This window comes from Bradyrhizobium sp. CB82, assembly GCF_029714405.1.
Taxonomy (GTDB): domain Bacteria; phylum Pseudomonadota; class Alphaproteobacteria; order Rhizobiales; family Xanthobacteraceae; genus Bradyrhizobium.
Window position 1 is genome coordinate 3,291,405 of record NZ_CP121650.1, and the last position, 24,002, is coordinate 3,315,406.

The following is a 24,002-nucleotide window of genomic DNA, read 5'->3' on the forward strand; positions in this document are numbered from 1 at the left end:
CCAGCCGTGGTCGGCCGGGATACAAATTGCCCATGACGGAACAGCCCCTCCCGGTCGGACCTGCCGACATCGATGCCGCAGCGCGCGTGATCGCGCCCTTCGCCATCCGCACCCCGCTTTTGTCCTTCCCCGTGCTCAACGAGCGCGTCGGCGCGAAAGTGTTCCTGAAGCCGGAGATGTTGCAGCGGACCGGCTCCTTCAAGTTCCGCGGCGCCTTCAACAAGGTGTCCTCGATTCCGCAGGACAAGCGCAGCGGCGGCGTTGTCGCGTTCTCCTCGGGCAACCACGCCCAGGGCGTGGCGGCGGCGGCAAAGATCCTCGACATGCAGGCGACCATCGTGATGCCGTCGGATGCGCCGCTCTCCAAGCGCGAACGCACCAAATCCTATGGCGCCGAGGTCGTGCTGTACGATCGCGACCGCGACGATCGCGAAGCGATCGCGCGCGGCATCGCCGAGAAGCGCGGCGCGACGCTGGTCAGGCCCTATGACGATCCCTTCGTCATCGCGGGGCAGGGAACCGCCGGCCGGGAGATCGCCGAGGACATGGCGGCGCTCGGCATCGCGCCCGACATGGTCGTGGCGCCAGCCTCGGGCGGCGGCCTGATTGCCGGCGTCGCGACCGCGGTGAAAGCGCGCTATCCGCAGGCCCAGCTCGTCGTGGCCGAGCCCGAAGCGTTCGACGATCACAAGCTTTCGCTCGCCGTAGGTCACCGCGAGGCGCATGCGCCCGCCGGCCGCACGATTTGCGATGCGCTGATGGCGCTGATCCCGGGCGAGATGACTTTCGCCATCAACGGAAAGCTGTTGTCGCGTGGCGTCACCGCCTCCGATGCGGAGGTCGGTGCGGCCGTCGCGTTCGCCTATCGCGAGTTGAAGCTGGTGGTCGAGCCCGGCGGTGCCGTTGGCCTTGCCGCGCTGCTCGCCGGCCGCCTCGATGCCGCCGGCAAGAACGTCGTCATCGTGCTCTCGGGCGGCAATGTCGATGCCGACCTGTTCGCCGAGCTCGTGGCCTGACGCCGCGCTCGCTTGCTGAAATCTGAAACCAAAGCATGATCCGGAAAACTGTGAAGCGGTTTTCCCTCGCGACAAACGCGGAACGCTTTTGCGCGGAGATGATGCGCAAACAACAACCTAAAGCGCGATGACGATTCATCCTGATCTCATCGCGCTTTAGGGAAGGGCGGAGCATCGCTGCTCCGCCTTTCGTCGTTTTGCGGTCGGTGATGATCAGTGCATGAAGCCGACGCGGCGATTCACGCCGGCGTTTGCCGGCGCCCGATTCATCGTCTGGGCATATTGCGGCTTGAAGTTGGTGTTCATCGCGCCGCCGCCTGTCCGGCTCGGCACCGTGTTGAGCTGCGGACGGTTGGTCTGCACCTGGATGTTGTTCGGCGCATTGTTCTTGGGCTTGACGATACCGGGATTGCCGTTGTTGGCGCGGATCGTCTGGTTTTGCGTCTGGACGTTGTTGGTCTTCACGTCGATGTTCTTGATGTCGACGTTCGAACCGCCCTTGCCCACGCTCGTCACCTTCAGGGTCACGAACTTGCCGTTGTTGCTGTTGCCGGTATTCGTGGTGTTGCCGGTCGCTGGGAGCGTCACGATCTTGCCGACGGTGCCGTTGTTTGTCGTGCCGTTGGTCGGCGCGGGCAACGTGACGATCTTGCCCGGGAGTTGCGACGGCGTGGTGTTGGGCTGGTTGCCGGACGGTAGCGTGCCGTTCTGGCCGCCGTTGCCGAGCTTGCTGATGACGTTGGTGTCGATCGGGATCGGCTTGTTCTGCACGCCGCCATTGCCCTGCTGGATGAGCGGGATGTACTTGGTCGGGCCGAGATTGCCGAGCTTCAGCGTCGGCGCGATGGTCTGCGGCGCGAGGAAATGCGTCGCCTGCATCAGCGGGATCTACTTCGGCTCTATCTGGAGCTTCAATGCCGGCGTTGCATAGGGGCTGCTCGCGTAGCTGTCGTAGAAGGTCTTGTAGGCGAGGGGCGAGTTGGCAAGAACGGCCTTGTGCCAGGCTTCCGCCATCAGCAGGTTGGCGAGCAGCCAGCGGATGTGGTCGCATAGCGGGTCGTGCGGGTACATCCGGACGAACTCCTGATAGTACTCGGGATTGCCCTCGGAGAGCACGTAGTCATAGGCCTGACGCGCCGAGCGGCTCGGCAGGTTGGACGCCACCTCCACGACCGGCGCCTTCACCGGCGGACGGTCGGCGGCGACAGCGGTATCACCGAAGAAATAAAAGTCGCTCGTCAGCGACGAGCTTTCCCACGGCGTCTGCGCGCCATCGGTGGTGTGGTTCACCTCCAGCCGCACCCGCTTGAACAACTGCTCGATCGGCACATTCGGCTCGCGCGCGACGCTCAGGAAGGCCTGGGTGTAGGGGCTATGACCACCCCTGCCGTCGAGCGCTTCCGCGCCCGGCGCGGTCGAGTAGCCCACGATGGAGCCGTTCGGCGCGTCGACGATGGCAAGGCCGCGATTGGCATCGGTCAGGGATGGGAACGGATTGTTGCGGCAGGCATCGAGAATGACGATGCGCATGCGGCTCGGGATCGTCTCCAGCGTCGACATCACGTCGACGAGGCGGACCGAATTGTTGACGAGCTCGGTGGGGCTCGAGACTTTTGCATCCACGGGCACGAGATAGTTCTCGCCGGCAAGCTGCACGCCGTGGCCGGCGTAGTAAACCATCGCAACGGTGTTCGGGCCGTGCGCGGCGACCTTGGCGGAAAAGTCCTGCACGACGCGGAGCATGTCGTTCTGGGTCAGGTCGGTCGCGGAAATCACTTCGAACCCGGCCGAGTTCAGGAACTGCGCCATCGATTGCGCGTCATTGTCGGGGTTCGCGAGCTGCGGAGCGTTCTGGTAGTTCGAATTGCCGATCACCAGCGCCACCCGCTGCTCCGGGCCTTGCAGCGCGGGCTGGCGCGACATTGCCCTGCTGGACGACGGTGGTCTGCGCGGAAACGGGGCTGCACGCGATGCCGAACAGGCTTCCAAGCAGGCCCGCATACATCAGGAACGACTTCAAACGGAACATAAGCGTGCTCCCTCGGGGCTAATCTCGATGCGAGATTGGTTGCGAGGACGCTAGACCGCGTTCAGGTGAGGGGTACGTGATGCCCATCACGATGGAAGCGGACGTGATCTGAGTCACGCATGCAACCGGTCGTGGTCAGGGAAAGCTCCTGACGACCTCGATCAGGCCGACAATGGCGGCGTTGAACGCGTCGAGGTCATCTGCGGGGATCCAGTATTCCAGATGGGACCGGCTTCCTGCACATCGTACTTGTCGATGTAGCTCCGCTTGATCCGGAAGCGCGTCACGAAGCCCGCGCCGCTCGCAGGCACATTCCAGTCACGCGCGATCTTGATGGCGTAGCCCTCAGTCAGCACCGGGTAGAAGATTGGCTGGTCCGGCAGACGCGGCGGAAAGGCGCGCATGCCCGTTTGCTCGATTAACTCAAGCTCCTTCGGTCCAACCGGACGCCAGAGGATGAGTGTGTCTTCATCAGTGTTGGACCTGTTGGACGAGAGCATCGGTGCGAATCAAAGCCGTCAGCCTACCGTGACGGTGCTCAATTGCTATTGTCGGGAGAGGGCAAACAGCCGCGCCTGCGAACTACGCAATGATGGCAGATTACCCCTGATTTGCCCGACGTGTCAATCTATTTCGGATAATGCGCAGTGCACGATATCCGTGCTCCCCGCTCCTTTGCATGGGGTTGTTTTCGCAATTTTGACTCGGCGCCCGCCCGAGAGCGTCCTTCAGGAGAAAAACGCGATCTTCTCGGCCTGGGTCATGCGACGGATCGGCGCCAGTGGATCGTTGGCAGGGGGGCGGGGCTTTTGCAGCATGCCGCTCGCAAGGATGGTCGCCCCGAGCGACGGCTCCGATAGCGGCGAGGGCATGGGAAGGGGCGATGCCTGTAGCGTGGCCGTGGCTTGCAGGGGCGTCTGGGCTTCGACCGGCGCTGGACGCTCCAGGACCGCGACTGCGGGATCGAACGCTGCGACAGGTGCAATCGGCTCGGCTGCGATTGGCTCGGGCAAAGCGGGCTCTTGCAAGACTGATCCTGGCAAGCCTGGCTGGGACAAGTCCGGCTCGGCGGCGACGGGCTCCGCGATGGGGGCTGCCGCTTCGGCCAGTTCGCTCGCCTCGTCGAACTCCGGGTCGGGCGCGGCCATCTCCAGCGCGATCCGCTCGAGAATAGCTTCGTCCTCAGCCTCTGCTGCGGCATCGATCGCGAACTCGTCGACAGCCTCTGCAATGGGGGCAGGCTCGGCGGCGCTCTGTTCGATCGCGACGTGGCCTTCTGCGACCTCGGCCAACTCGGGCTCGCTGCCGACTTCCATCGCCTCGTTGATCGCCATCTCCTCGGCGTTCTCGGCCGCGGTAACGGTGTCCTCGGGCTCGGAAACGGCTGCGACCTCCTGCGGCATCTCCGCTGCGGGCGGCTCGCTTGCCGACATCGCCGTCTCGGCGTCCGCAGACGGCACTTCCATCGTCGCGGGCATCTCCGGCGCCGGAGCAGGCGAGGGGTGAGCAGCCGCGGCGGCTGGGGCCGCGTTGTCCGCCGTCTCGACCCGCTCGATATGGTCCCTGAGCAGATCGAAGGCGGCCTTGAGATCGGTGCGGGGATCGATGGTCGAAGTCTGACCGCAGGCGGCCTCGATGGCCGCAAGTTGCGAATCAATCAGGTCGCAGATGCGCCCGTCGGCGCCGATCTCGCGCCAGCGCCAGGAGATCTCCTTGATGATGCGCACACCGCGATGGATCGGCCCGAGGCTGCTCTCGAGCAGAGCGGGATCGAAGGCCGCGATCGCGATCGTCTCGGCCTCGCGGATGGCGCGACGGATCGCCACGAGCGCTTCTGGCAGCCGGTCCTCGACGACGGGTTGGCGCTGTGCCGCAAGGGTTTCCTCGATTTTTGCGACCGCATCGAGCACCATGCGCGTGTCCGCATTGCGGTTGCGCTTGGCGTATTCGCCGAGGAACCAGCGGCCGCGCGCCGTCTCCATGAAGGCTTCGCGGATCGCATCGTAGTCCTGCTCGTTCGGCTCGGCCGCGCGGGCAGACATAGGCGAGAGGGCGAATGCTTCAGTGGCCATGGCGATCTCGTCGCGCAAATCAGTGCGCGTTACAGTAACGATCATCACGATATCGACCGAATCGCAATTGAATTGATGTCGCCCGAATCACAAATCCCCATTGCAACAGCGCAAGGCCGGCGATTCGCCGCGCGCCTGGCGCTGTTCTACAGCGTGTCGTTCGCCATCCTCGGCACGCATACGCCCTTCTTCACGGTGTGGCTGAAGGCGGTCGGCATCGAGCCGGCCTGGATCGGAATCATCGGCGCTGTCCCTGCGGTCACGCGATTCACCACGCTCCTCTTCGTGACCGGCCTTGCCGAGCGGCGCCAGGCCGTGCGCGCCGCGTTGATCCTGACCGCCTTCGCATCGGCGGCGGGCTTTGCGCTCCTCGGCACGCAGCATCAGCCCCTGCCGGTGCTGCTGCTCTACGTCGTCACCTGCTGCTTCTGGACGCCGTTGCTGCCGCTGACGGACGCCTATGCGCTGCGCGGCGTCGCCCGCTACAAGCTCGACTATGGGCCGCTGCGGCTGTGGGGATCGGTGGCTTTCATCGCCGGTGCGCTCGCTTGCGGGCTGCTGGTCGACGTGATCGCGGCGCGTGAATTGATCTGGATCATCGTCGCGCTTGCCGTGCTCACCGCCTTCACCGGCCTTTCGCTTCAGCCACTGGATGAGACGCGACGAAAGAGCGCAGCCGCGCATGGCGGCAAGCGCCTGCTGCGCGATACGAGCTTCCTCGCGATCGTCGCCTCGGCGGCGCTGATCCAGAGCAGCCATACCGCCTATTACACCTTTGCCTCGATCAACTGGCAGGCGCATGGGCTCGGCGGGCTGACGATCGCCGGCCTGTGGGCGCTCGGCGTGCTCGCGGAGATCATCGTCTTTGCGGTGTCGCCGCGGCTTTCGCTGCATCCTTCGCTGCTGGTGGTGATCGGCGGCTTGAGTGCGGTGGCGCGCTGGTCGATTACCGCGCAGGAGCCGCCGGTCGCGCTGCTCGCGATCGTTCAACTCGGGCATGGGCTTAGCTTTGGCCTCACCCAGGTCGGAGTCATGAACCTGCTGGTGCGTCACGTGCCCGCGCATCAGATGGCGCGCGGGCAGGGCTACTATGCAGCCACCAGCGGGTTGCTGAGCTCGACGACATCGATCATCTCAGGCGCGATCTACGCGCGCTATGGCGAGGCGCTGTATTACCTGATGGCCGCGATGGCCGGCACGGGCGCGCTGCTGATGTGGACCGCGCGGCACCGGCTCATCACTCATCCCCAGAGCGAGGCCTCCGGCGGATAGACGAGGCTTTCCTCATAACGCAAGCCGTGATCGCGATCCCTTGCCAGCAGCAGCGGCCCGTCGAGATCGACGAACCGCGCCTGCGGCGTCACCAGCATCGCCGGCGCCATCGACAGCGAGGTCGCGACCATGCAGCCGACCATGATCTCGAAGCCGAGCGCCTGCGCCGCATCGGCCATCGCGAGCGCCTCGGTCAGGCCGCCGGTCTTGTCGAGCTTGATGTTGACGGCGTCGTAGCGCTCGCGAAGCGGCGCGAGCGAAGTGCGGTCATGCACACTCTCGTCGGCGCAGACGGCGAGCGGCCGCTTGATGCGCGCCAGCGCCTCGTCCTGGCCGGCTGGCAGCGGCTGCTCCACCAGGGTGACGCCGACCTCGGCGCAGGCGGCCAGGTTTTGCTCCAGATTGGCCGATGTCCAGGCCTCGTTGGCATCGACGATCAGCTCCGATTCGGGGGCGGCCTTCCGTACCGCGGCGATCCGTTCGGGATCCCCCTCGCCGCCGAGCTTGATCTTCAGGAGCGAGCGGTGTGCGACCTTGGCCGTTGCTTCCGCCATTGCCTCGGGGGTACCTAACGAGATCGTGTAGGCGGTGGTGCAAATCCCCGGCGCCGGGCGGTCGAGCAGGTTCCAGGCCCTCAAGCCGGCCTCCTTGGCCTCCAGGTCGATCAGGGCGCAGTCCAGGGCGTTGCGGGCCGCCCCCGGGGCCATCGCGGCTTGCAGGGCGCGCCGGTCCAAATCGCCCCCGACCGCCTCCTGCATGGCCTGGAGCGCCCTCAGCGTCGCCTCCGGGGTCTCCCCATAGCGGGCGTAGGGTACGCATTCGCCGCGGCCGGTGAGGTCACCCCGGCTTATCTCGGCCACGACGGTCACCGCCTCGGTCTTGGCGCCCCGGCTGATTGTGAAGCGGCCGGCGATCGGGAAGTGCTCGATTCGCGCTGCCAACATTGGAAGTTTGCTGGAAGTCATTTAGAACTCTGGCAATTTCTGAACCGGCTGGCTACCTGATGCAACTAACTATGGCCGGTTGGGGATACCTTCTTCAAGGTAAGGGCGCGTGCGCAACCATCTCTTCTCATCCGCCCCCTTCGTTAGGGAGCGGACCTCTTGAACGGCGATCCAAAGCTGGAGCGGATTGCCAGGGGCAACGCGCTGGCACTTTGCGCCACGGGAACCTGGACCGCGAGCTTCGCGCCGGCCCTCGAGCGGATGGTGGCTGACGCCGAGAAGCTCGCCGGCAGCCGGCCGAACATCTTCATCGACGTCTCCGAGGTCTCCAAGCTCGACACCTTCGGCGCCTGGCTGATCGAGCGGCTGCGCCGAAGCCTGACCCAAGGCGCCGTCGAGGCCCAGATCGCGGGCCTGTCGGCGAATTATTCGAGCCTGGTCGACGAGGTGCGGCGGGTCAAGGCGGCGCCGGTCATCGAGACCGGTGCCATCACCATTGCCGGCATGCTGGAGCAGATCGGCCGTGGCGTCGCCGGCCTCGCCTCGACGGTGACCGCTCTCGTCGACATGCTCGGTGCGGTGCTCGCAGCCAGCGGTCGCGTGCTGATCCGGCCGAGCTCGTTCCGCCTCACCTCGACCGTGCATCATCTCGAGCAGGTCTGCTGGCGCGCAGTGCCGATCATCGTGCTGATCACCTTCCTGATCGGCTGCATCATCGCGCAGCAGGGCATCTTCCATTTCCGCAGGTTCGGTGCCGATATTTTCGTCGTCGACATGCTGGGCGTCCTGGTGCTGCGCGAGATCGGCGTCTTGCTGGTCGCGATCATGGTCGCGGGACGTTCGGGCAGCGCCTACACCGCCGAGCTCGGCTCGATGAAGATGCGCGAGGAGATCGATGCTCTGCGCACCATGGGGTTCGATCCGATCGAGGTGCTGGTGCTGCCGCGCATGCTGGCCCTGGTACTGGCGCTGCCGATCCTCGCCTTCCTCGGCGCAATGGCCGCGCTCTATGGCGGCGGGCTCGTTGCCTGGCTCTATGGCGGCGTCGATCCAGAAGCCTTCCTGCTGCGCTTGCGCGACGCAATCTCGATCGATCATTTCATCGTCGGCATCGTGAAGGCGCCGGTGATGGCGGCGGTGATCGGCATCGTCGCCTGCGTCGAGGGGCTCGCCGTGCAGGGCAGCGCGGAATCGCTTGGCCAGCACACCACCTCGTCGGTCGTGAAGGGCATCTTCTTCGTCATTGTGATGGATGGCGTGTTCGCGATCTTCTTTGCATCGATCGGGATGTGATGATGGCACCCGAAATTCAAGACCCCATCATCCGCGTCCGCGACATCACCGTTCAGTTCGGCGCGACGCGCGTGCTCGACGGCCTGAACCTCGACGTCAAGCGCGGCGAGATCCTCGGCTTCGTCGGACCTTCCGGCGCCGGCAAGTCGGTGCTGACGCGCACCATCATCGGCCTCGTCTCGAAGGTTGCCGGCCGAATCGAAGTGTTCGGCGTGGATCTGGATTCGTCCAGCACCTCGCAGCGCCGCGGCGTCGAACGGCGCTGGGGTGTGCTGTTTCAGCAGGGGGCGTTGTTCTCCTCGCTGACGGTGCGGCAGAACATCCAGTTTCCGATGCGCGAATATCTGAAGGTCTCGCAGCGCCTGATGGACGAGATCACCATGGCCAAGCTCGCCATGGTGGGCCTGAAGCCGGAGGTCGCCGAGCGCTTCCCATCGGAGCTGTCGGGCGGCATGATCAAGCGGGTCGCGCTGGCCCGTGCGCTTGCGCTCGACCCCGAGCTGGTCTTCCTGGACGAGCCGACCTCGGGCCTCGATCCGATCGGCGCCGGCGATTTCGACGAGCTGGTCAGGACGCTCCAGCGCACTTTGGGCTTGACCGTTTTCATGGTAACGCACGACCTCGACAGCCTTTATACAGCTTGCGACCGCATTGCCGTTTTAGGGAACGGTAAAATCATTGCGGCAGGGTCGATCGCCGACATGCAGGCCTCGCAGCATCCCTGGTTGAGGCAGTATTTCCATGGCAAGCGCGCCCGCGCAGTCATGAGCTGAATATCCGGAGCACCTCATGGAAACGCGGGCGAATTACGTGCTGATCGGGTCGTTCACGCTGGCGGTGATTGCCGCGGCGATCGGCTTCGTGCTGTGGTTCCAGTCGCTGCACACCACCAAGCAGCGCAGCCCGCTGCGCGTCGTGTTCGAGGGCCCGGCGGCGGGCCTGCGCAACGGCGGCAGCGTCAATTTCAACGGTATCAGGGTGGGTGAGGTGGTCTCGGTGAAGCTGGACAACCCGCGTCGGGTTGTCGCGCTCGCCATGGTCGAGAACAATGCCCCGATCCGTAAGGACACCCTGGTCGGCCTCGAATTCCAGGGCCTGACCGGCGTCGCCGCGATCTCGCTGAAGGGCGGCGAAGAGGCGGCCCCTCCGCCGTCGCTGGACGAGGACGGCATCCCGACCCTCACCGCCGATCCCAACAAGCTCCAGGACGTTACGGAAGCGATCCGCGGCACGCTCCTGAACATCAACAAGCTCGTCGCCGACAACCAGGAATCGGTGAAGAACTCGCTGAAAAATCTCGAGACGTTCACTACCTCGCTCGCGCGCAACTCCGAGCGCATCGATGCGGTCATGGCCAAGGTCGACGGCGTCATGCTCAAGGCCGACAACCTGATGCTCGGCCTCAACACGCTGGCCGGCGGCAAGGACGGCGGCGAGCTTTTCCAGGCCGTAAAGTCGATCCGCGAACTCGCCGATGATTTCGACAAGCGCTCCGGGGCGCTAATGTCCGACGGCCGCCGCACCCTCGGCGACATCAGCCGCGCCGTGAACAATTTCGATCGCAACCCGACCCGCGTGTTGTTCGGCGCCAGCAACGGCAGCAGCGCGCAACCGGCCCCGCCGCCGGCCGAGCCGCCGAAGCCTGCAGCTGCGAACGAGCGCAAGCGGCAATAGCGGCCGCTCTCCGCCAACCCAACACCAATCGCGTCACAGCTGTCTGCGCCGCGCAAGCCACGCTGGCGCGCGCGTGCATTCCCGACACGTGGTGAAGATCACTTGGCGATACGAAAGTATGGGGGGCGGCCGGCGCCAAGGTAGGGGGAGGGGTCGGGGCGCGTTGTCGGCTATATCGCGCTCAAGTCGCGCTCGAGCAAAGCGCGTCGTTTCACTCACAGGGGAGGAGAGAGCGTGATACGCCTGTTGCTGCTGTTGCCGTTCATCGGCCTGATGATCGTGCCGTTCTACAATATCCGGGAGCCCTATCTGTTCGGCTTCCCGTTCTTCTATTGGTACCAGCTCGCCTGGGTGCCGCTGACCTCGCTCCTCACTTTCATCGTCTACAGGAGCGTGCGCCATGTTGACTGATGTCGATAGCGCGGCGTTCGCCGTCTTCCTCGCACTGTTCATCCTCGTCACCGGCATGGGCTTCGTCGCCTCGCGCTGGCGCAAGCCCGAGACGCTCGCCCATCTCGACGAGTGGGGCCTCGGCGGCCGCAAGTTCGGGACCTGGATCACCTGGTTCCTGGTCGGCGGCGATTTCTACACCGCCTACACCGTGATCGCCGTTCCGGCGCTGGTCTACGCGGTCGGCGCCTACGGCTTCTTCGCGCTGCCCTATACCATCATCGTCTATCCCTTCGTCTTTGCGGTGATGCCGGTATTGTGGAAGGTCGCCAAGGATCGCGGTTACGTCACCGCGGGCGACGTGGTGCGCGGTGCTTACGGGTCGCGCGGACTCGAGCTTGCCGTTGCGGCAACGGGCGTGCTCGCGACGATGCCCTACATCGCGCTTCAGCTCATCGGCATGGAGGTTGCGATCAAGGCGCTGGGCCTGCACGGCGAGGTGCCGCTCGTGCTCGCCTTCCTGGTGCTCGCGCTCTACACCTATTCGTCGGGCTTGCGCGCGCCGGCGCTGATCGCCTTCGTCAAGGACATCATGATCTACATCGTGGTGATCGCCGCGATCGCGATCGTGCCGTCGAAGCTTGGCGGCTACGGCGCGATCTTCACCGCGGCTGACGCGGCATTTGCGGCAAAGGGCTCGGGCGGCGTCCTGTTGTCGCCGGCGCAGATCGTGCCCTATGCCTCGCTGGCGCTGGGCTCGGCGCTCGCCGCCTTCATGTACCCGCACACGCTGACCGGCATCTTCGCGTCATCAGGCGGCAACACCATTCGCAAGAATGCGATGCTGCTTCCGGCCTACACGCTGCTGCTCGGCCTGCTTGCGCTGCTCGGCTATATGGGCCATGCGGCGGGCCTCAAGCTTGCGAGCAACAACGACGTCGTGCCGGCGCTGTTCAAGACGCTGTTTCCGAGCTGGTTCGCGGGCTTCGCCTTCGCCGCCATCGCGATCGGCGCGCTGGTGCCGGCGGCCGTCATGAGCATCGGTGCGGCCAACCTGTTCACCCGCAACTTCTGGAAGGTGTGGGTCGATCCGAAGGTGACGCCGGCGGGTGAGGCGAAGGTCGCCAAGATCACCTCCATGCTGGTGAAGGTCGGGGCGCTGCTGGCCATCCTCCTGATGCCGACGCAGTTCGCGCTCGACCTGCAACTGCTCGGCGGCCTCTGGATCCTCCAGACGCTGCCGGCGCTGATCTTCGGGCTCTATCTGAACTGGTTCTCGAGCACGGCGCTCCTGACCGGCTGGGCCGTCGGCCTTGCCGGCGGATCGTGGCTCGCCTGGTCGGACGGGCTGAAGCCGCTGCACGGCATCGACTTCGGCGCCGGCACGGTCGCGATCTATACCGGGCTTCTGGCACTCGCCCTCAACATCGTGGTCGCGGTTGTGGTGAACCTCGTGCTCAAGGGCCTGCCGCAGGCGCGGCTGTCCCGGGAAGCTGCCTGATAACCCCCTCCGATCTGCGGCGGCCGGTCGTCCGGCCGCCGATCCTCCGGCGCGGCCGGCCGGTATTCTCCGGGAATGAAATTGCCTTTCATGCGATTGAAAACGCTCTAGTATCCGCCCGCTCTCCAGACCCGCTTGTCGCGGGCGGATCAGACGGTCTCGAGTGAGGATTCCTTGCAGGCGTGGTTCGTTCTCACGGTCGCAGCCGGCTATGTGACCACGCTGTTCCTGATTGCCTGGTGGGGCGATCGGCGGAGCGCAGGTGGGCCGCTGGTTTCGCCAAAGTCCTGGGCCGCGGCGATCAGCTATTGCCTGACGCTTGCGGTCTACAACACCTCATGGAGCTTCTACGGCTCGGTCGGTCGTGCCGCGACGACGGGACTGGACTTCGTCACCATCTATGTCGGCCCCACGCTGGTGCTGCTGTTCGGCCAAAGGCTGCTCACCAAGGTGATCGGCATCGCCAAGGCGCAGAACGTTACCTCGATCTCGGACTTCATCGCGGCGCGCTACGGAAAGAGTCAGGCGCTTGCGGCCTTCGTGACGCTCGCGTCTCTGCTGGGCGTGCTCCCCTATATCGCACTTCAGCTCAAGGCCGTCGGCAAGAGCTTTGACTATCTGCTGCTCCAGCCGGAGCGGGCCGGCGGCGAGGCGTTGCGATTCTGGCAGGACTCGGCGTTCGGGGTCGCAGCATCGATGGCGCTGTTCGCGATCGTCTTCGGCGTCCGGCATGTCCACGCCAGCGAGCACCATCGCGGCTTGATGCTCGCGATCGCCTTCGAAAGCGTCGTCAAGCTGGTCGCGTTCCTGATCGTCGCGCTGTTCGTGCTGTTCGGACTGTCCGGTGGGCCGGCCGGGCTGCTGTCGCAATTTCAGTCGGAGCCGCAGCTTTCGACGATCCTGATGTTCGATCCCACGCAGCCGGTCTGGCCCTCGACGATCATCATCTCTGCGATCGCCTTCCTGTGCCTGCCGCAGGCGTTTCATGTCGCGGTCGTCGAGAACGAGGCGCCGAGCCATACGCGCACGGCGGCGTGGCTCTATCCGGCCTACCTCGTGCTGTTCAGCCTGCTGATCCTGCCGATCGCAGCCGCCGGACTCACGAGGTTCGGCGCCATGATGGACCCCGACACCTACGTCATCTCGCTGCCGATCGCGGCGGGCGCCACGATCGTCAGCCTGATCGCTTTCCTCGGCGGGCTTTCGGCCGCCACCGGCATGGTGATCATGACCTCCGTCGCGCTCAGCACCATGCTGTGCAACGATGTCATCATGCCGCTCTTGCTGCGCTCGCGGTTCTTTGGCTTGCGCGCGCAGAGCCGGCCGGTCGCGTCCGTGCTGGTGGCGGTGCGCCGGCTCTCGATCCTCGGCATCCTCCTGCTCGCCTATCTGATGCATCGCCTGGTCAATCAGGCCTATCCGCTGACCGTGATCGGACTTCTGTCGTTTGTCGCGGTCGCGCAATTCGGCCCGGCCTTCGTCGGCGGCCTGTTCTGGCCACGCGCCAACAAGGCCGGCGCGTCGATCGGGATCGCGGTCGGATTTTGCATCTGGGCCTATACGCTGCTGCTTCCATCGGCCGCGCCGCTTTGGCCCGCGGTCGAGGAGATCGTTCGCCATGGACCGTGGCAGATCGCTACGCTGAGGCCCAATGCGCTGTTCGGCCTCGAGGGGCTCGATCCGATCTCGCACGCCACGCTCTGGAGCCTCGGGGCCAACCTCGTTTGCTTCCTGCTGTTCTCTGCGCTCGGACGGCAATCGACCGTCGAGCGCAACCAGGCGGCGGCGTTTGCCAATGGTGTGGTCCGCGAGTCCATTCCAAAACTATCCTCGCGCGTGGTTGTCCGCCTCGATGATCTTCGCGCGCTTGCGGTGCGCTTCGTCGGTGCCGAGCGCGGCGCGGCAGCCTTCGACGGCTATGTCGCGGCGCGCGGATCGGGCCGCGGACCGCGCCTCGATCCATCGGGCCTCGTCGACCTCGACTCGATCCGCTTCACCGAAAACCTGCTTGCCGGCGCGATCGGCGCGGCCTCCGCGCGTGTGGTGATCGCCGCTTCGCTGGAGGGGCACTCGCTGTCGCGACGCGCTGCGATGGCAATGCTGGACGAGGCTTCGGAGGCCTTGCGCTTCAACCGCAGCCTGTTGCAGAGCACACTGGAGAGTGTGCCGCAGGGCATCTGCGCCTTCGATGCCGACTTCAACATCACGGCGTGGAACGGCCGTTTCATCCAGCTCCTGGACCTGCCGCCGGATCTCGTGCGCGTCGGCCTGCCGCTGGCTGATCTGATCGGCTTCAACGTCGACCGCGGCGAATATGCCGCCTCCGAATTCGCCGCGCTCCTGGTCAATCGCGATGTCGCGAGGCAGACCTGGCCCTATCTCTATGAGCGCACGCGGCCCGACGGCACCGTGCTCGAGATCGTCTACGATCGCATCGCCGAGGGCGGTTATGTCTCGACCTATACGGATGTTACCGAGCGTCACCGCGCCGCCGAAGCCCTGCGCCGCGCCAATGAGGATCTCGAACTGCGTGTCCGCGAACGGACCGAGGCGCTCGAACAGGCGAAGGCGGAGGCCGAGCAGGCCAATCTCGGCAAGACGCGCTTCCTCGCGGCCGCGAGCCACGACCTGTTGCAGCCGCTGAATGCGGCCCGGCTGTTCCTGTCGGCGCTCGACGAGAGCCTGCAATCCGGCACAGGCGACAAGGAACGCGTCCTCGCCGGCAGCGCGATCACCGCGTTGCGTTCCACCGAGCACGTGCTCGATACGTTGCTCGACATCTCCTCCTATGATTCCGGTGCCGTTCGCGCCGAGCCGGCGGAGTTTCCGATCGCCGATCTCTTGGTGCAGCTCAATGTGGAGTTCTCGGCGATGGCGCGCGAACGCGGGCTCGCGCTGCGCGTCGTCGATTGCAAGCTTACCGTGCGCAGCGATCCGCATCTGTTGCGGCGGATCCTGCAGAACCTGCTGTCGAATGCGCTGCGCTATACGCCGAAAGGACGCATTCTCTTGGGCTGCCGGCGGCGCGGTGATGATCTGCGCATCGAGGTTTGGGATACCGGCGTCGGGATTGCCCCGGAGGACCGGAGGCGGATCTTTGAGGAGTTCCAGCGGCTCGCGCCCGGATCGGAGAAGGGGCTGGGGCTTGGGCTCGCAATCGTCGATCGCATCTCCCGCCTGTTGGGCCATGCGATCGACGTTCGCTCGCGTCCGGGACGTGGCTCGTGCTTCGCCGTCACGGTGCCGCTTGTGCAAGGGCCCGGAATGCCGCTTCAGGGCAAGCATGCGGATGTGCCGCAGCCCGGGACGGAGCGATCGCTGACTATCCTGTGTCTCGATAACGATGCGACCATTCTCGACGGTCTCAGGGCGCTGCTGACCGGCTGGGGCCATCGCGTCGTCGTCGCTGATGACGCCGACCGAGCGATGGCTGCCGCGACGAATTGCAGGCCGGATGTCGTGCTGCTCGACTACCATCTCGATCAACCCGGCAGCGGCTTGGACTTTCTTGACGATCTCAGGCAGAAGGCGGGTCTCGACTTCCGCGCGCTGGTCGTCACCGGGGATCGCAGCGAGGCAGTGCGCAAGGAGGCGAGGGCGCGAGGCTGCGAACTCCTCCCGAAGCCGGTGAAGCCCGCCGCGCTGCGGCGTTTCCTCGGCGGCGAGGTGTTGAGCCGGCAGTTCGCGACCCAACAGGGATCTTCCTCGGCATGACCACGCGCATCCTTATCGGCGACGATCATCCGCTTGTGCAGGCCGCGCTACGCAGCGGGCTGTCGAGCGTGCTGCCTGATCTCGACATCATCGCGTGCCAGTCGCTCGACGAGGCGCTCGGCGTGTTGTCGGCCCAGTCCGAGGAGATCGACTTGATCCTCTGGGATTTGACGATGCCGGGTATTCAGGGATTTGCCGCGCTGTTCATCCTGTCAGCGCAGTTCCCGACGGTGCCGGTTGCGATCATCTCGGCGCGGCAGGATGCGGCCACGATCCGCCGCGCCATCGCTTATGGCGCCTCCGGCTACATCCCGAAATCGCTGCGCCTGCCGGAGATGGCGGAGGCGATCACAAGAATCCTCGCCGGCGAGATCTGGATGCCGCCCAATGTCGGCGGCCGCGGCTCGATCCAGAGCGCCGATGTCGAGCTTGCCGCGCGGATGGCTTCGCTATCGGCCCAGCAGTTGCGGATTCTGGCGATGATCGTCGAGGGCAAGCTCAACAAGCAGATCGCAGGTGAGCTCGAGATTGCCGAGCAGACTGTGAAGGGCCATGTCTCGACCATCCTGCGCAAGCTCGGGGTCGGCTCGCGCACCCAGGCAGCTGTGCTGGCCGAGCGGTTGTCGTTCGGACAGCCGGGCTAAAAAGCAAAAACGGAGGCCGTGAGATCTCCGTTTTCGTTTCGCTAATCGCAAGTCTCTATTCGCGAACCTTGACGCTCAGCCCAGCCGTCCTGCCGAGTGAGCGAGCAGGGTGTAGACGAGGCCCGTCTCCGACGTCAGGTGGCTGCGCAGCTCCTGCGGGCCGCGGCCGTCCCGGGCGACTTCGTCGAGCAGACGTTCGAACTCCGCGATGTAGCGGTCGACCGTGCCCTTGAAGTTGCGGTCGGCGCGATACTTGCGGGCGACCTCGTCAAAGGCCTTCTGGCCGGCGGGCGTGTAGAGGCGCTTGGTGAAGGCCTTGTTCTCGCCGCGCTGGTAGCGATCCCACATCTCGGCGGCGAGGTTGCGGTCCATCAGCCGGCCGATGTCGAGCGACAGCGACTCCAGCGGATTGCCGTTACCTTGCGGGGCCGGCGGCGGCTGTTGCGGACGGCCGCGCGGTGCCTCACGGCCCGTCGGAGCCGCCGGGCCGGTATCGGCGCGGTTCAGCAGATCCGACAGCCAGCCGTCGCGGCCCTGGTCGCTGTTGCCGGCGGGCGCGACCGGCGGGGCCTCGGTGCGGCGCGAGGCGGGCATGCCGAGGTCGGGTGGCGGCAGCGTCGACGCGCTGCCAGTGTCGCGCATGCGCGTCTCGGTGCCGCGACCGCCGACGGCGGCAGCCATTACAGGCTGCTCCTGACGCTGCACGCTGGCGCGGCCTGCTGTCGTGACGTCGAGGCCACGGCCGTGCTGGGCGACGATGCGGTTGAGCTCGGCGAGCGCCTCGATCTGGTCGACGATCACCTTGCGCATCTGCGCGGTGCTCTCGGCAGCCTCCTGCGGCATCTCGAGCACGCCGCGGCGCAGCTCGTTGCGGGTGGCCTCGAGCTCGTTGTGCATCTCGAGCGCCATCTGCTTCATACTGGCGACGAGGTTGCCGAACTTCTCGGCCGACTGCTTGAACATCGTGTCCGCCTCGTCGGTGGTCTGGCGGTAGATGTCGTGCATGGCGTCGATGGTCTGGCGGTGCTCCTCTTCGGAAGCCGCGCGCACCGCCTCGAACTGGCGGGTGATCGCGGCAGATCCCGCACCGGCGGTTTCCGCCACGACACGCGCGATGTCGCGGGCGCGCTCTTCGGCCGCGGCAAGCGATTCATCGAGCAGGCCGGTGAAACGCGACAGCCGCTGGTCGAGGTCGGCGGTACGCAGGTCGATCGTGGTGACCAGCGATTCCAGCGCCTGCTTGCGTTCGGCGAGCGAGGCGGTGGTGTTCTTGTTGCTCTGCTCGACGACGGCCGCGGCGTCGACAAGCGCCTTGCCGTGCGCGTCGAACTGGTTCGAGAGCTCGCCGAGGTCGACCAGCGCCTTCGTGGTCTTGGTGTTGAAGACGTTGAGCTGCTCTTCGAGGTTCTGCGTCGCCGCGCCGTTGCGCGCAGTGACGTCGTTCATCGCCGAGACGAAGTCGGCGACGCGGGTCACCAGCGCACGCTCGAGCGAGTTGAGGTTGTCGTGCGCACCGGTCAGCACCTCCTGGAGGAGGATGTTGCCTTCGCGCAGGCGCTCGAACAGGGCGACGGTGTCGGTGCGCAGGATCTTGCTGGTCTCCTGCATCTCGGTGACCGCCGCGATCGAAACCTGGCGCGACTGGTCGATCGCCGCGCGCGAGGCTTGCTCGAGGTCCCTGAGCGACTTGTTGACCGCACCGGTCGCGACTTCGCTCGCCGCGTTGATGATGCGTGCAACCTCGCTGCCGTTGCCCGACATCGACTGCGAGAACGCCTGGCCGCGCGTCTCGATCGACTTCAGCGCTTCGGAGGTGACGCGGTCGATGTCGAGCGTGAGCTGGCTGGTCTTCGAGCCGATCGCGTCAACCAGCGTGCCGCGCTTGGCGTCGATCAGGTTCGACAGGCGGTCGGCCTGCTGCTGCACATAGGTGACGATCTCGTCGGTCTTGGCCGTCATGGCCTGTCCGAACGAGCCGCTGGCTGCGAGCACCGAGCGCTCGACGTCAGCCGAGCTCGACTTGACCCGCGAGCTCGCCTCGTTCGAGGCGGTGATCAGCGCATTCTGGGCATTCAGCGCGCTGGTCTGGATGTCGTTGGTGGCGTTCGAGGTCGCGGTGCCGAGCGCCCGCTCGATGTCGGTCGAGATCGCGCGGATCTGGCTTGCCGCATCCGCCGACGTCGCGGTCAGCGACGACTGCGCCTCGCGCGCGCTGTTGAGGATCGCCGCCGCGGTATCGGCGCCGACCGCGGTGAGCGTCCGCTCGATATCGGACGACAGCGACTTGATCTGGCTCGCCGCTTCCGAGGAGGCGGTGACGAGCGTTCCTTGCGCGTCGCGGACGCCGGCGGTGAGCGCCTCGATGGTGGCGCCGCCGGCCATGGCCAGCGAACGCTGCATCTCGGCGGCGAGCGATTTGACTTGGCCGGTCTGCTCGGCCGAGACCGCGAGCAGGGTGCTCTGCGCGTCACGGGCGCTGGTCGTAATCGCCTCAGCGGTCGACTGGCCTGCCTGCGACAGCGAGCGCTGCACTTCGGCGGCGAGCGACTTCACCTGGCTCGCCGCATCCGAGGACGCGGTGACGAGGGTGTTTTGGGCCTCGCGCGCGCCGGCCGTGATGGTCTCGGCCGTCGAGGTGCCGGCCATCGAGAGCGAGCGCTGCACGTCGGAGGACAGCGCCTTGATCTGGTTCGACGTCTCGGTCGAGGTCGCGATCAGCGTGTTCTGCGCGTCGCGTGCGCCCGCGGTGATGGCCTCGGCCGTCGAGGTGCCGGCCATCGACAGCGAGCGCTGCACGTCGGCCGTGAGCGTCTTGACGTGGTTGGCCGCATCAGAGGAGGCGGTGATGAGGGACGTCTGCACCTCGCGCGCGCCGGCCAGGATCGAGGCTGCGGTGGCCGAGCCCGCCGCCGACAGGGTGCGTTCGACGTCGGCCGACAGGGACTTGATCTGGCCCGCGGCTTCGCCCGATGCCGACACCAGGGTCGACTGCGCCTCGCGGGCACTGGCCAGGATCGAGTTCGCAGCGCCCGTGCCGACGGCAGTCAGTGCGCGCTCGACCTCGGACGAGGTCATCTTGAGCTGTGCATTGACGTCCGACGACACCGCCATCAGGGACTGCTGGGCGGTCCGCGCGCCGGTCTGAATGGTCTCGCTGGTGTTGACCACGAGGTTGGTCAGCGAACGCTCGGCGTCCTCGACATGCGAACGAATGGCAGTGGAAATCATCTCCGCGCGCGACATCAGGTCGTCGCTGGCCTGGCGTCCGCTGCTCTCGATGCGGCCGGCCACGGCCTCGACCCGCGAGCCGAGCAGATCCTCGAACTGCGCAACGCGCACGTCGATGTCGTTGGCGACCGAGCCGACCTTGGTCTCGATGGCCTGGTGGATTTCCTGGAAGCGCGCGGCGACCGTGCTGGCGAGAAGCGAACTGCGGCCGTCGATCGTCTCGGTCACGCCGGTGATGCGGCGGTCGACAGCTTCGATCGCCTGCGCGGTGCCGTCAGACAGGGTCGAGGTCAGCAGCGTGAGCCGCGAGTCGACTGACTGCACCGCTTGCGCGGCCGTGTTGGTCAGCGAGAGCGTGAGCTCGGTGAAGCGCGTATCCATCGACTGCAGCGCCTGCGCCGCGCCGCCCGTCAGCGACGTGGTCAGGTGCGTCAGGCGGGCGTCGATCGACTGGATCGCCTGGGTCGCGCCATCGGTCAGCGACGCCGTGAGGTGGGTGAGGCGCGAGTCGATCGACTGGATCGCCTGCGATGCACCATCGGTCAAGGACGTCGAGAGCGCGCCGAGGCGGTCGTCGATCGTCTCGGTGACGGACTTCGCGCGCGTGTCGAACGACTGTTCCAGCGCGACGACGCGGCCGCCGAGCTGATCGTCGAGGGTCTTGATGTGGCCTTCGATTACACCGTCGAAGTTGGCAAGCTTGCTGTTGAGCGAGCCGTCGAGACCGGTGATCTTGCTATCAAGCGAAGCGTCGAGATTGGCGATGCGCTCGCCGAGCGTGGTTTCGAACTGCACCAGGCGCTGGTCGAGCGTCGCGGTGATCTCGCCACCGTTCGAAGTGAGGCGGGTGTCGAAATTGTCGACATAGGTCTTCAGCGTCTCGGCGATATCGGCCGTGCGCTGGCCCATGCGCTCGACGATCTCGCCGCCGAAGGTCTTCACCGTGCGGTCGAACTCGGAGATGTGGCGGGTGATCAGCGCGCCCAGCGTGCCGGAGTCGCGGGCGAACCTCTCCACGAGATCGGCGCCCTGGTTCTTCACCAGCTCGTCGAACGCGCTCATCTGGAGCGACAGCGAGTCGTGCGCGGTCTCGGTCTGGCTCACGACCTTGGCGACCAGCGTGTTGACGGTGGCGTCGAGCGCCTCGCTCGCCTTGTCGCCGCTCGTCATGATCTGGCCGGCGAGCCGGTGGCCGGCATCGTCGATTTTGGCGGAGAGGTCGTTGCTGCGCAGCTCGAGCTCGAGCAGGAGCGAGTCGGAGGAGTTCTTCAGGGAGTCGTGGACCTGCTCGGTACGCTCGGAGATGCCGTCGACGATCGCGGACGAACGCTGCTCGAATTCGCCGATGATGCGGTCGATGCGCTCGTTCAGCATCTCGTGGACGCGGTCGGCGAGGTCGACGAACTCGTCGTGGACGTGACCGGTCTTGAAGTTGAGGCTGGTGGTCAGCCGCTCGCTTGCGTCGAGCACCGCGCGCGTGGTCTCGTTGCTGGCTTCCTCGAGGCGGTCGAGCAGGTCGCCGCCGCGCTCGCCGAGCGCCAGGATCATGTTGTCGCCGGCATTGCTCAGCGCCTGCGTGATGTGGGCGCCGCGCTCTTCCAGCGCGCCGGTGATGGATTTTGCGACCTCGTCGACGCGCGAGGCGATCGCGTCCGAGATCAGCGCGATGTCGTGGCGCAGGTCGATCTGCACGCCGGAGATGGCGCTGCGGACCTGCTCGGCCTGGCCGACCAGGTTGTCGCGCTGATGCGCGATGTCCTGGAGCAGGGCGCGAATGCGGACTTCGTTGTCGCTATAGGCGCGCTCGAGGGCGGCGACTTCGTTGGCGACCAGCGTCTCCAGTTCGCCGGCGCGCGCGATCGCGCGCTCGATGCCATCTCCCATCGCAGCGACTTCGCGGCGGATGGCCTGGCCGACGGTGACCATCGAGTCGGAGGTCGAGCCTTCCGGCTCGGAGAAGCGGATTGCGACCTGCGCCATGGCCTGCGCGATCATGCGCATTTCCTGGCCGCGCCAGACGAGGCTCGCGAGGAAGTAGAACAGCATGATGGGCGCGAAGAACATCGCGACGAGGCCGGCGATGACCAGCACGCCGCCGCTCTGGCCCATGGCAGCATGGATCGAGGGCAGGAAGCCGACGGTCAGCGCGGCGCAGGCCGCAAGCCAGATGCCGGCGAAGACGGTTGCGAAGGTGTAGACGCTGCGGGCAGGGCGGCCCTTCTGCAGCGCCTGGAGGAGCTGGCCGATGGTCTCGCGGTCGTCATTGGCGGCCCGGCGCGGCGTGCGCGGCTCCTCGATCGGGTCGAACACCGGCCGCTCGGTCGCGGCCGGGCGCGCCTCGAAGGTCGGCTCGTCGAAGGAGGGCGGCGCCGGCGGCGGCAGCGGAGGCGCGTTCTCGGTGTGCACCGCGGAGGCGCGGCTGGTATCCGCGGCCGTGTCGCTGATATTCAGGGCTTCCTGGATTGCAGAAAGCGCGACTTCCGTGGGGTCTTTGACCTTTTTGGGAGTGTTCGCCATGTTCAGTCTGAGCCCTCGTTACTTGTACACGTCCCCCGCGAGGCCCGCGTGTTCCGCGAGCCCACAGACCGGTTCATGCCGCTTGCGCGGATTCATCGCCGTCTTTCCACCCCGGACGGCTTGTCCGCCAATTTCTGCAACATCCTATTTGCAGAGCGCTGCGAATGAAATGGCCGCGATTAAGACAATCTTAATCATCGTTAACAGGAACGGGCCGTAAGGCCTTAGCAATAAATGAAATTCTCCACGGAACTTGGTCGATTGCGGCAACATTTCGTCAATATGCCGGCGGAATTGGGATGCCGGCGGAATTGGGCAAAACAGGCATAACGTTCCGTTAACCATTTCCATGGTTGGGTGGGAGCGAAAGCTTCGCCGCCGGACCGGCGCGTTGCCAGCGATGCCGGGGCCCGCGCCATGACGCCTGATCTGCAACGGATGGACTGGATGCCGTCGCCGCCGCTTGCTCCGCTCGACCATCCCCTCGATCTCGACCATCTTGCGCGCATGACCCTCGGGGATGCCGAGCTCGAATCCGAGGTGCTCGCGATGTTTGCGGAGCAGTCGAGCCGGCTGATCGCCGCAATGGCGGCGCTCCCCGCAGATGCATCCGCGCTGGCGCACAAGCTGAAAGGCTCGGCGCGCGGGATCGGCGCCTTTGCGGTGGCGGATGCGGCCGCTGAGCTCGAATGCGCGATCCGGACCGGCGACGACCCGACCCGCGCCTTCGCCGTGCTGAAGGAGGCAGTCACTGAGGCCCGCAAAGCGATCGAGGCGATCCTGCGCCGCGCCTGAGGCAGGCCCCAAATCCCGCAAACCGCCCGGGGCGAGTGCACTAGCGCTGCGCCAACCGACCCGTTATAGGACAGCCCGGACCCTCCCTCATTCCCAAGACTCCGTCAGCACGAGCACACATGGCCAAAATCCACTTTGTCGACCACAAGGGCGAAACCCGCACGGTAGAAGTCGAGAACGGCGCGACCGTGATGGAAGCCGCCATCCGCAACGCCATCCCCGGCATCGAGGCCGAATGCGGCGGCGCCTGCGCCTGCGCGACGTGCCACGTCTATGTCGACGAAGCCTGGCGCGAGAAGGTCGGCAGCCCGACGCCCATGGAAGAGGACATGCTGGACTTCGGCTTCGACGTGCGCCCGAATTCGCGCCTGTCCTGTCAGATCAAGGTGTCCGACGAACTCGACGGGCTCGTGGTGTCGACGCCGGAACGGCAGGCCTGAAATCTAGAGCTTCGGCGGCGCGACCTCGATGCCGCGCTTGTGCCAGGGCCTGAGCTTCTCGATGACCGCGGCGGTGAGCGGTGTCGGCCGCCGCGAGGCCTCCTCGATGAGCACGCCGACCGACATCGCGGAGGCAACGCATCTGCCTTCGGAGAACACGACCTGCTCGAAGGTCACCGACGTCCGTCCCAGTTTCACTACGCCAAGCCCGAGCTCGATCGTGCCCGGCCAGTGCAACTCGGCGCGAAAATGGATGTCGAGCCGGACCATGATCCAGGCGAGCCCCGGCGGCGTCAGCCCGATCTTCGGGTCCTTCATCAGCGTGACGCGGCCGGTCTCGAAATAGGTGGCATACACCGCGTTGTTGACGTGCTGGTTGGGATCGAGATCGCCGAAGCGCACATTGTCGCCGAGGCGATAGGGGAAATCCTCCAGTCGCGGCTCTGAATTAAGGCGGCTTGGCACATTCACCG

General features: G+C 65.9%; 17 protein-coding genes and 1 pseudogene. 11 read left to right on the forward strand and 7 right to left on the reverse strand.

Annotation, left to right across the window (positions count from 1 at the left end; all coding sequences use genetic code 11):
• Positions 1–32: 32 nt before the first annotated feature.
• Positions 33–1,016: a threonine/serine dehydratase gene (locus QA640_RS15735; RefSeq protein WP_283041517.1), complete on the forward strand. Its 984-nt coding sequence runs from the start codon at positions 33–35 to the stop codon at positions 1,014–1,016.
• A gap of 213 nt (positions 1,017–1,229) precedes the next feature.
• Here QA640_RS15735 and QA640_RS15740 read toward each other — a convergent pair whose 3' ends face one another.
• The 4 genes and pseudogenes from QA640_RS15740 to QA640_RS15755 all read right to left on the reverse strand — a co-directional run bounded on the left by QA640_RS15740 (position 1,230) and on the right by QA640_RS15755 (position 5,117).
• Positions 1,230–1,895: a hypothetical protein gene (locus QA640_RS15740; RefSeq protein ID WP_283041518.1), complete on the reverse strand. Its 666-nt coding sequence runs from the start codon at positions 1,893–1,895 to the stop codon at positions 1,230–1,232.
• Positions 1,896–1,904: 9 nt separating this feature from the next.
• Entirely contained in the window at positions 1,905–2,939 is a 1,035-nt protein-coding gene (locus tag QA640_RS15745) for a caspase family protein (RefSeq protein WP_283041519.1), read from the reverse strand.
• A gap of 241 nt (positions 2,940–3,180) precedes the next feature.
• A pseudogene (locus QA640_RS15750) lies at positions 3,181–3,545 on the reverse strand (ADP-ribosylation/crystallin J1).
• 228 nt (positions 3,546–3,773) lie between these two features.
• Positions 3,774–5,117: a hypothetical protein gene (locus QA640_RS15755; protein ID WP_283042806.1), complete on the reverse strand. Its 1,344-nt coding sequence runs from the start codon at positions 5,115–5,117 to the stop codon at positions 3,774–3,776.
• 75 nt (positions 5,118–5,192) lie between these two features.
• Here QA640_RS15755 and QA640_RS15760 point away from each other — a divergent pair, with 75 nt between their 5' ends.
• Entirely contained in the window at positions 5,193–6,389 is a 1,197-nt protein-coding gene (locus QA640_RS15760) for an MFS transporter (RefSeq protein WP_283041520.1), read from the forward strand.
• Here QA640_RS15760 and dgcA read toward each other — a convergent pair.
• Positions 6,359–7,354, reverse strand: a complete 996-nt coding sequence (dgcA, locus tag QA640_RS15765) for an N-acetyl-D-Glu racemase DgcA (RefSeq protein WP_283041521.1) — start codon at positions 7,352–7,354, stop codon at positions 6,359–6,361. The two genes, QA640_RS15760 and dgcA, sit on opposite strands and share 31 nt — an antisense overlap.
• Before the next feature lie 138 nt (positions 7,355–7,492).
• On the opposite strand from dgcA, the gene QA640_RS15770 reads away from it, so the two are divergent.
• The 7 genes from QA640_RS15770 (at position 7,493) to QA640_RS15800 (ending at position 16,549) form a co-directional block, all read left to right on the forward strand.
• Positions 7,493–8,626 (forward strand): ABC transporter permease, encoded by a 1,134-nt coding sequence (locus tag QA640_RS15770; protein WP_283041522.1) that lies wholly within the window; start codon positions 7,493–7,495, stop codon positions 8,624–8,626.
• A gap of 2 nt (positions 8,627–8,628) precedes the next feature.
• Positions 8,629–9,399: an ABC transporter ATP-binding protein gene (locus QA640_RS15775; protein WP_283041523.1), complete on the forward strand. Its 771-nt coding sequence runs from the start codon at positions 8,629–8,631 to the stop codon at positions 9,397–9,399.
• 16 nt (positions 9,400–9,415) lie between these two features.
• Positions 9,416–10,300 (forward strand): MlaD family protein, encoded by an 885-nt coding sequence (locus QA640_RS15780; RefSeq protein WP_283041524.1) that lies wholly within the window; start codon positions 9,416–9,418, stop codon positions 10,298–10,300.
• 273 nt (positions 10,301–10,573) lie between these two features.
• Positions 10,574–10,711, forward strand: a complete 138-nt coding sequence (locus QA640_RS15785; RefSeq protein ID WP_254106163.1) for a DUF3311 domain-containing protein — start codon at positions 10,574–10,576, stop codon at positions 10,709–10,711.
• Positions 10,701–12,191, forward strand: a complete 1,491-nt coding sequence (locus QA640_RS15790) for a sodium:solute symporter (RefSeq protein WP_283041525.1) — start codon at positions 10,701–10,703, stop codon at positions 12,189–12,191. The genes QA640_RS15785 and QA640_RS15790 overlap by 11 nt, the downstream gene beginning before the upstream one ends.
• Positions 12,192–12,365: 174 nt before the next feature.
• On the forward strand, positions 12,366–15,905 hold the full coding sequence (locus QA640_RS15795; RefSeq protein WP_283041526.1) for a NahK/ErcS family hybrid sensor histidine kinase/response regulator: 3,540 nt from the start codon (positions 12,366–12,368) through the stop codon (positions 15,903–15,905).
• Complete coding sequence (locus QA640_RS15800; protein ID WP_283041527.1) at positions 15,902–16,549, forward strand: response regulator transcription factor; 648 nt, start codon at positions 15,902–15,904, stop codon at positions 16,547–16,549. The genes QA640_RS15795 and QA640_RS15800 overlap by 4 nt, the downstream gene beginning before the upstream one ends.
• A 75-nt stretch (positions 16,550–16,624) precedes the next feature.
• Here the strand turns inward: QA640_RS15800 and QA640_RS15805 are convergent, their stop codons facing one another.
• The gene (locus QA640_RS15805) at positions 16,625–22,294 is read right to left on the reverse strand and encodes a negative regulator of septation ring formation (protein WP_283041528.1); all 5,670 of its coding nucleotides are present in this window, start codon (positions 22,292–22,294) and stop codon (positions 16,625–16,627) included.
• A 417-nt stretch (positions 22,295–22,711) separates the two neighbouring features.
• On the opposite strand from QA640_RS15805, the gene QA640_RS15810 reads away from it, so the two are divergent.
• Together QA640_RS15810 and QA640_RS15815 are read left to right on the forward strand one after the other, a co-directional pair.
• Positions 22,712–23,089, forward strand: coding sequence for an Hpt domain-containing protein (locus tag QA640_RS15810; RefSeq protein ID WP_283041529.1), 378 nt, complete (start codon positions 22,712–22,714; stop codon positions 23,087–23,089).
• Between the two features lie 119 nt (positions 23,090–23,208).
• A complete protein-coding gene (locus QA640_RS15815; protein WP_283041530.1) occupies positions 23,209–23,529 on the forward strand; it encodes a 2Fe-2S iron-sulfur cluster-binding protein in 321 nt (106 codons plus the stop codon).
• Positions 23,530–23,532: 3 nt separating this feature from the next.
• On the opposite strand, the gene QA640_RS15820 is transcribed toward QA640_RS15815, so the two are convergent.
• Positions 23,533–24,000 carry a thioesterase family protein gene (locus QA640_RS15820; protein WP_283041531.1) on the reverse strand — a complete coding sequence of 156 codons (468 nt, stop codon included), beginning with the start codon at positions 23,998–24,000 and terminating at the stop codon, positions 23,533–23,535.
• Positions 24,001–24,002 lie beyond the last annotated feature (2 nt).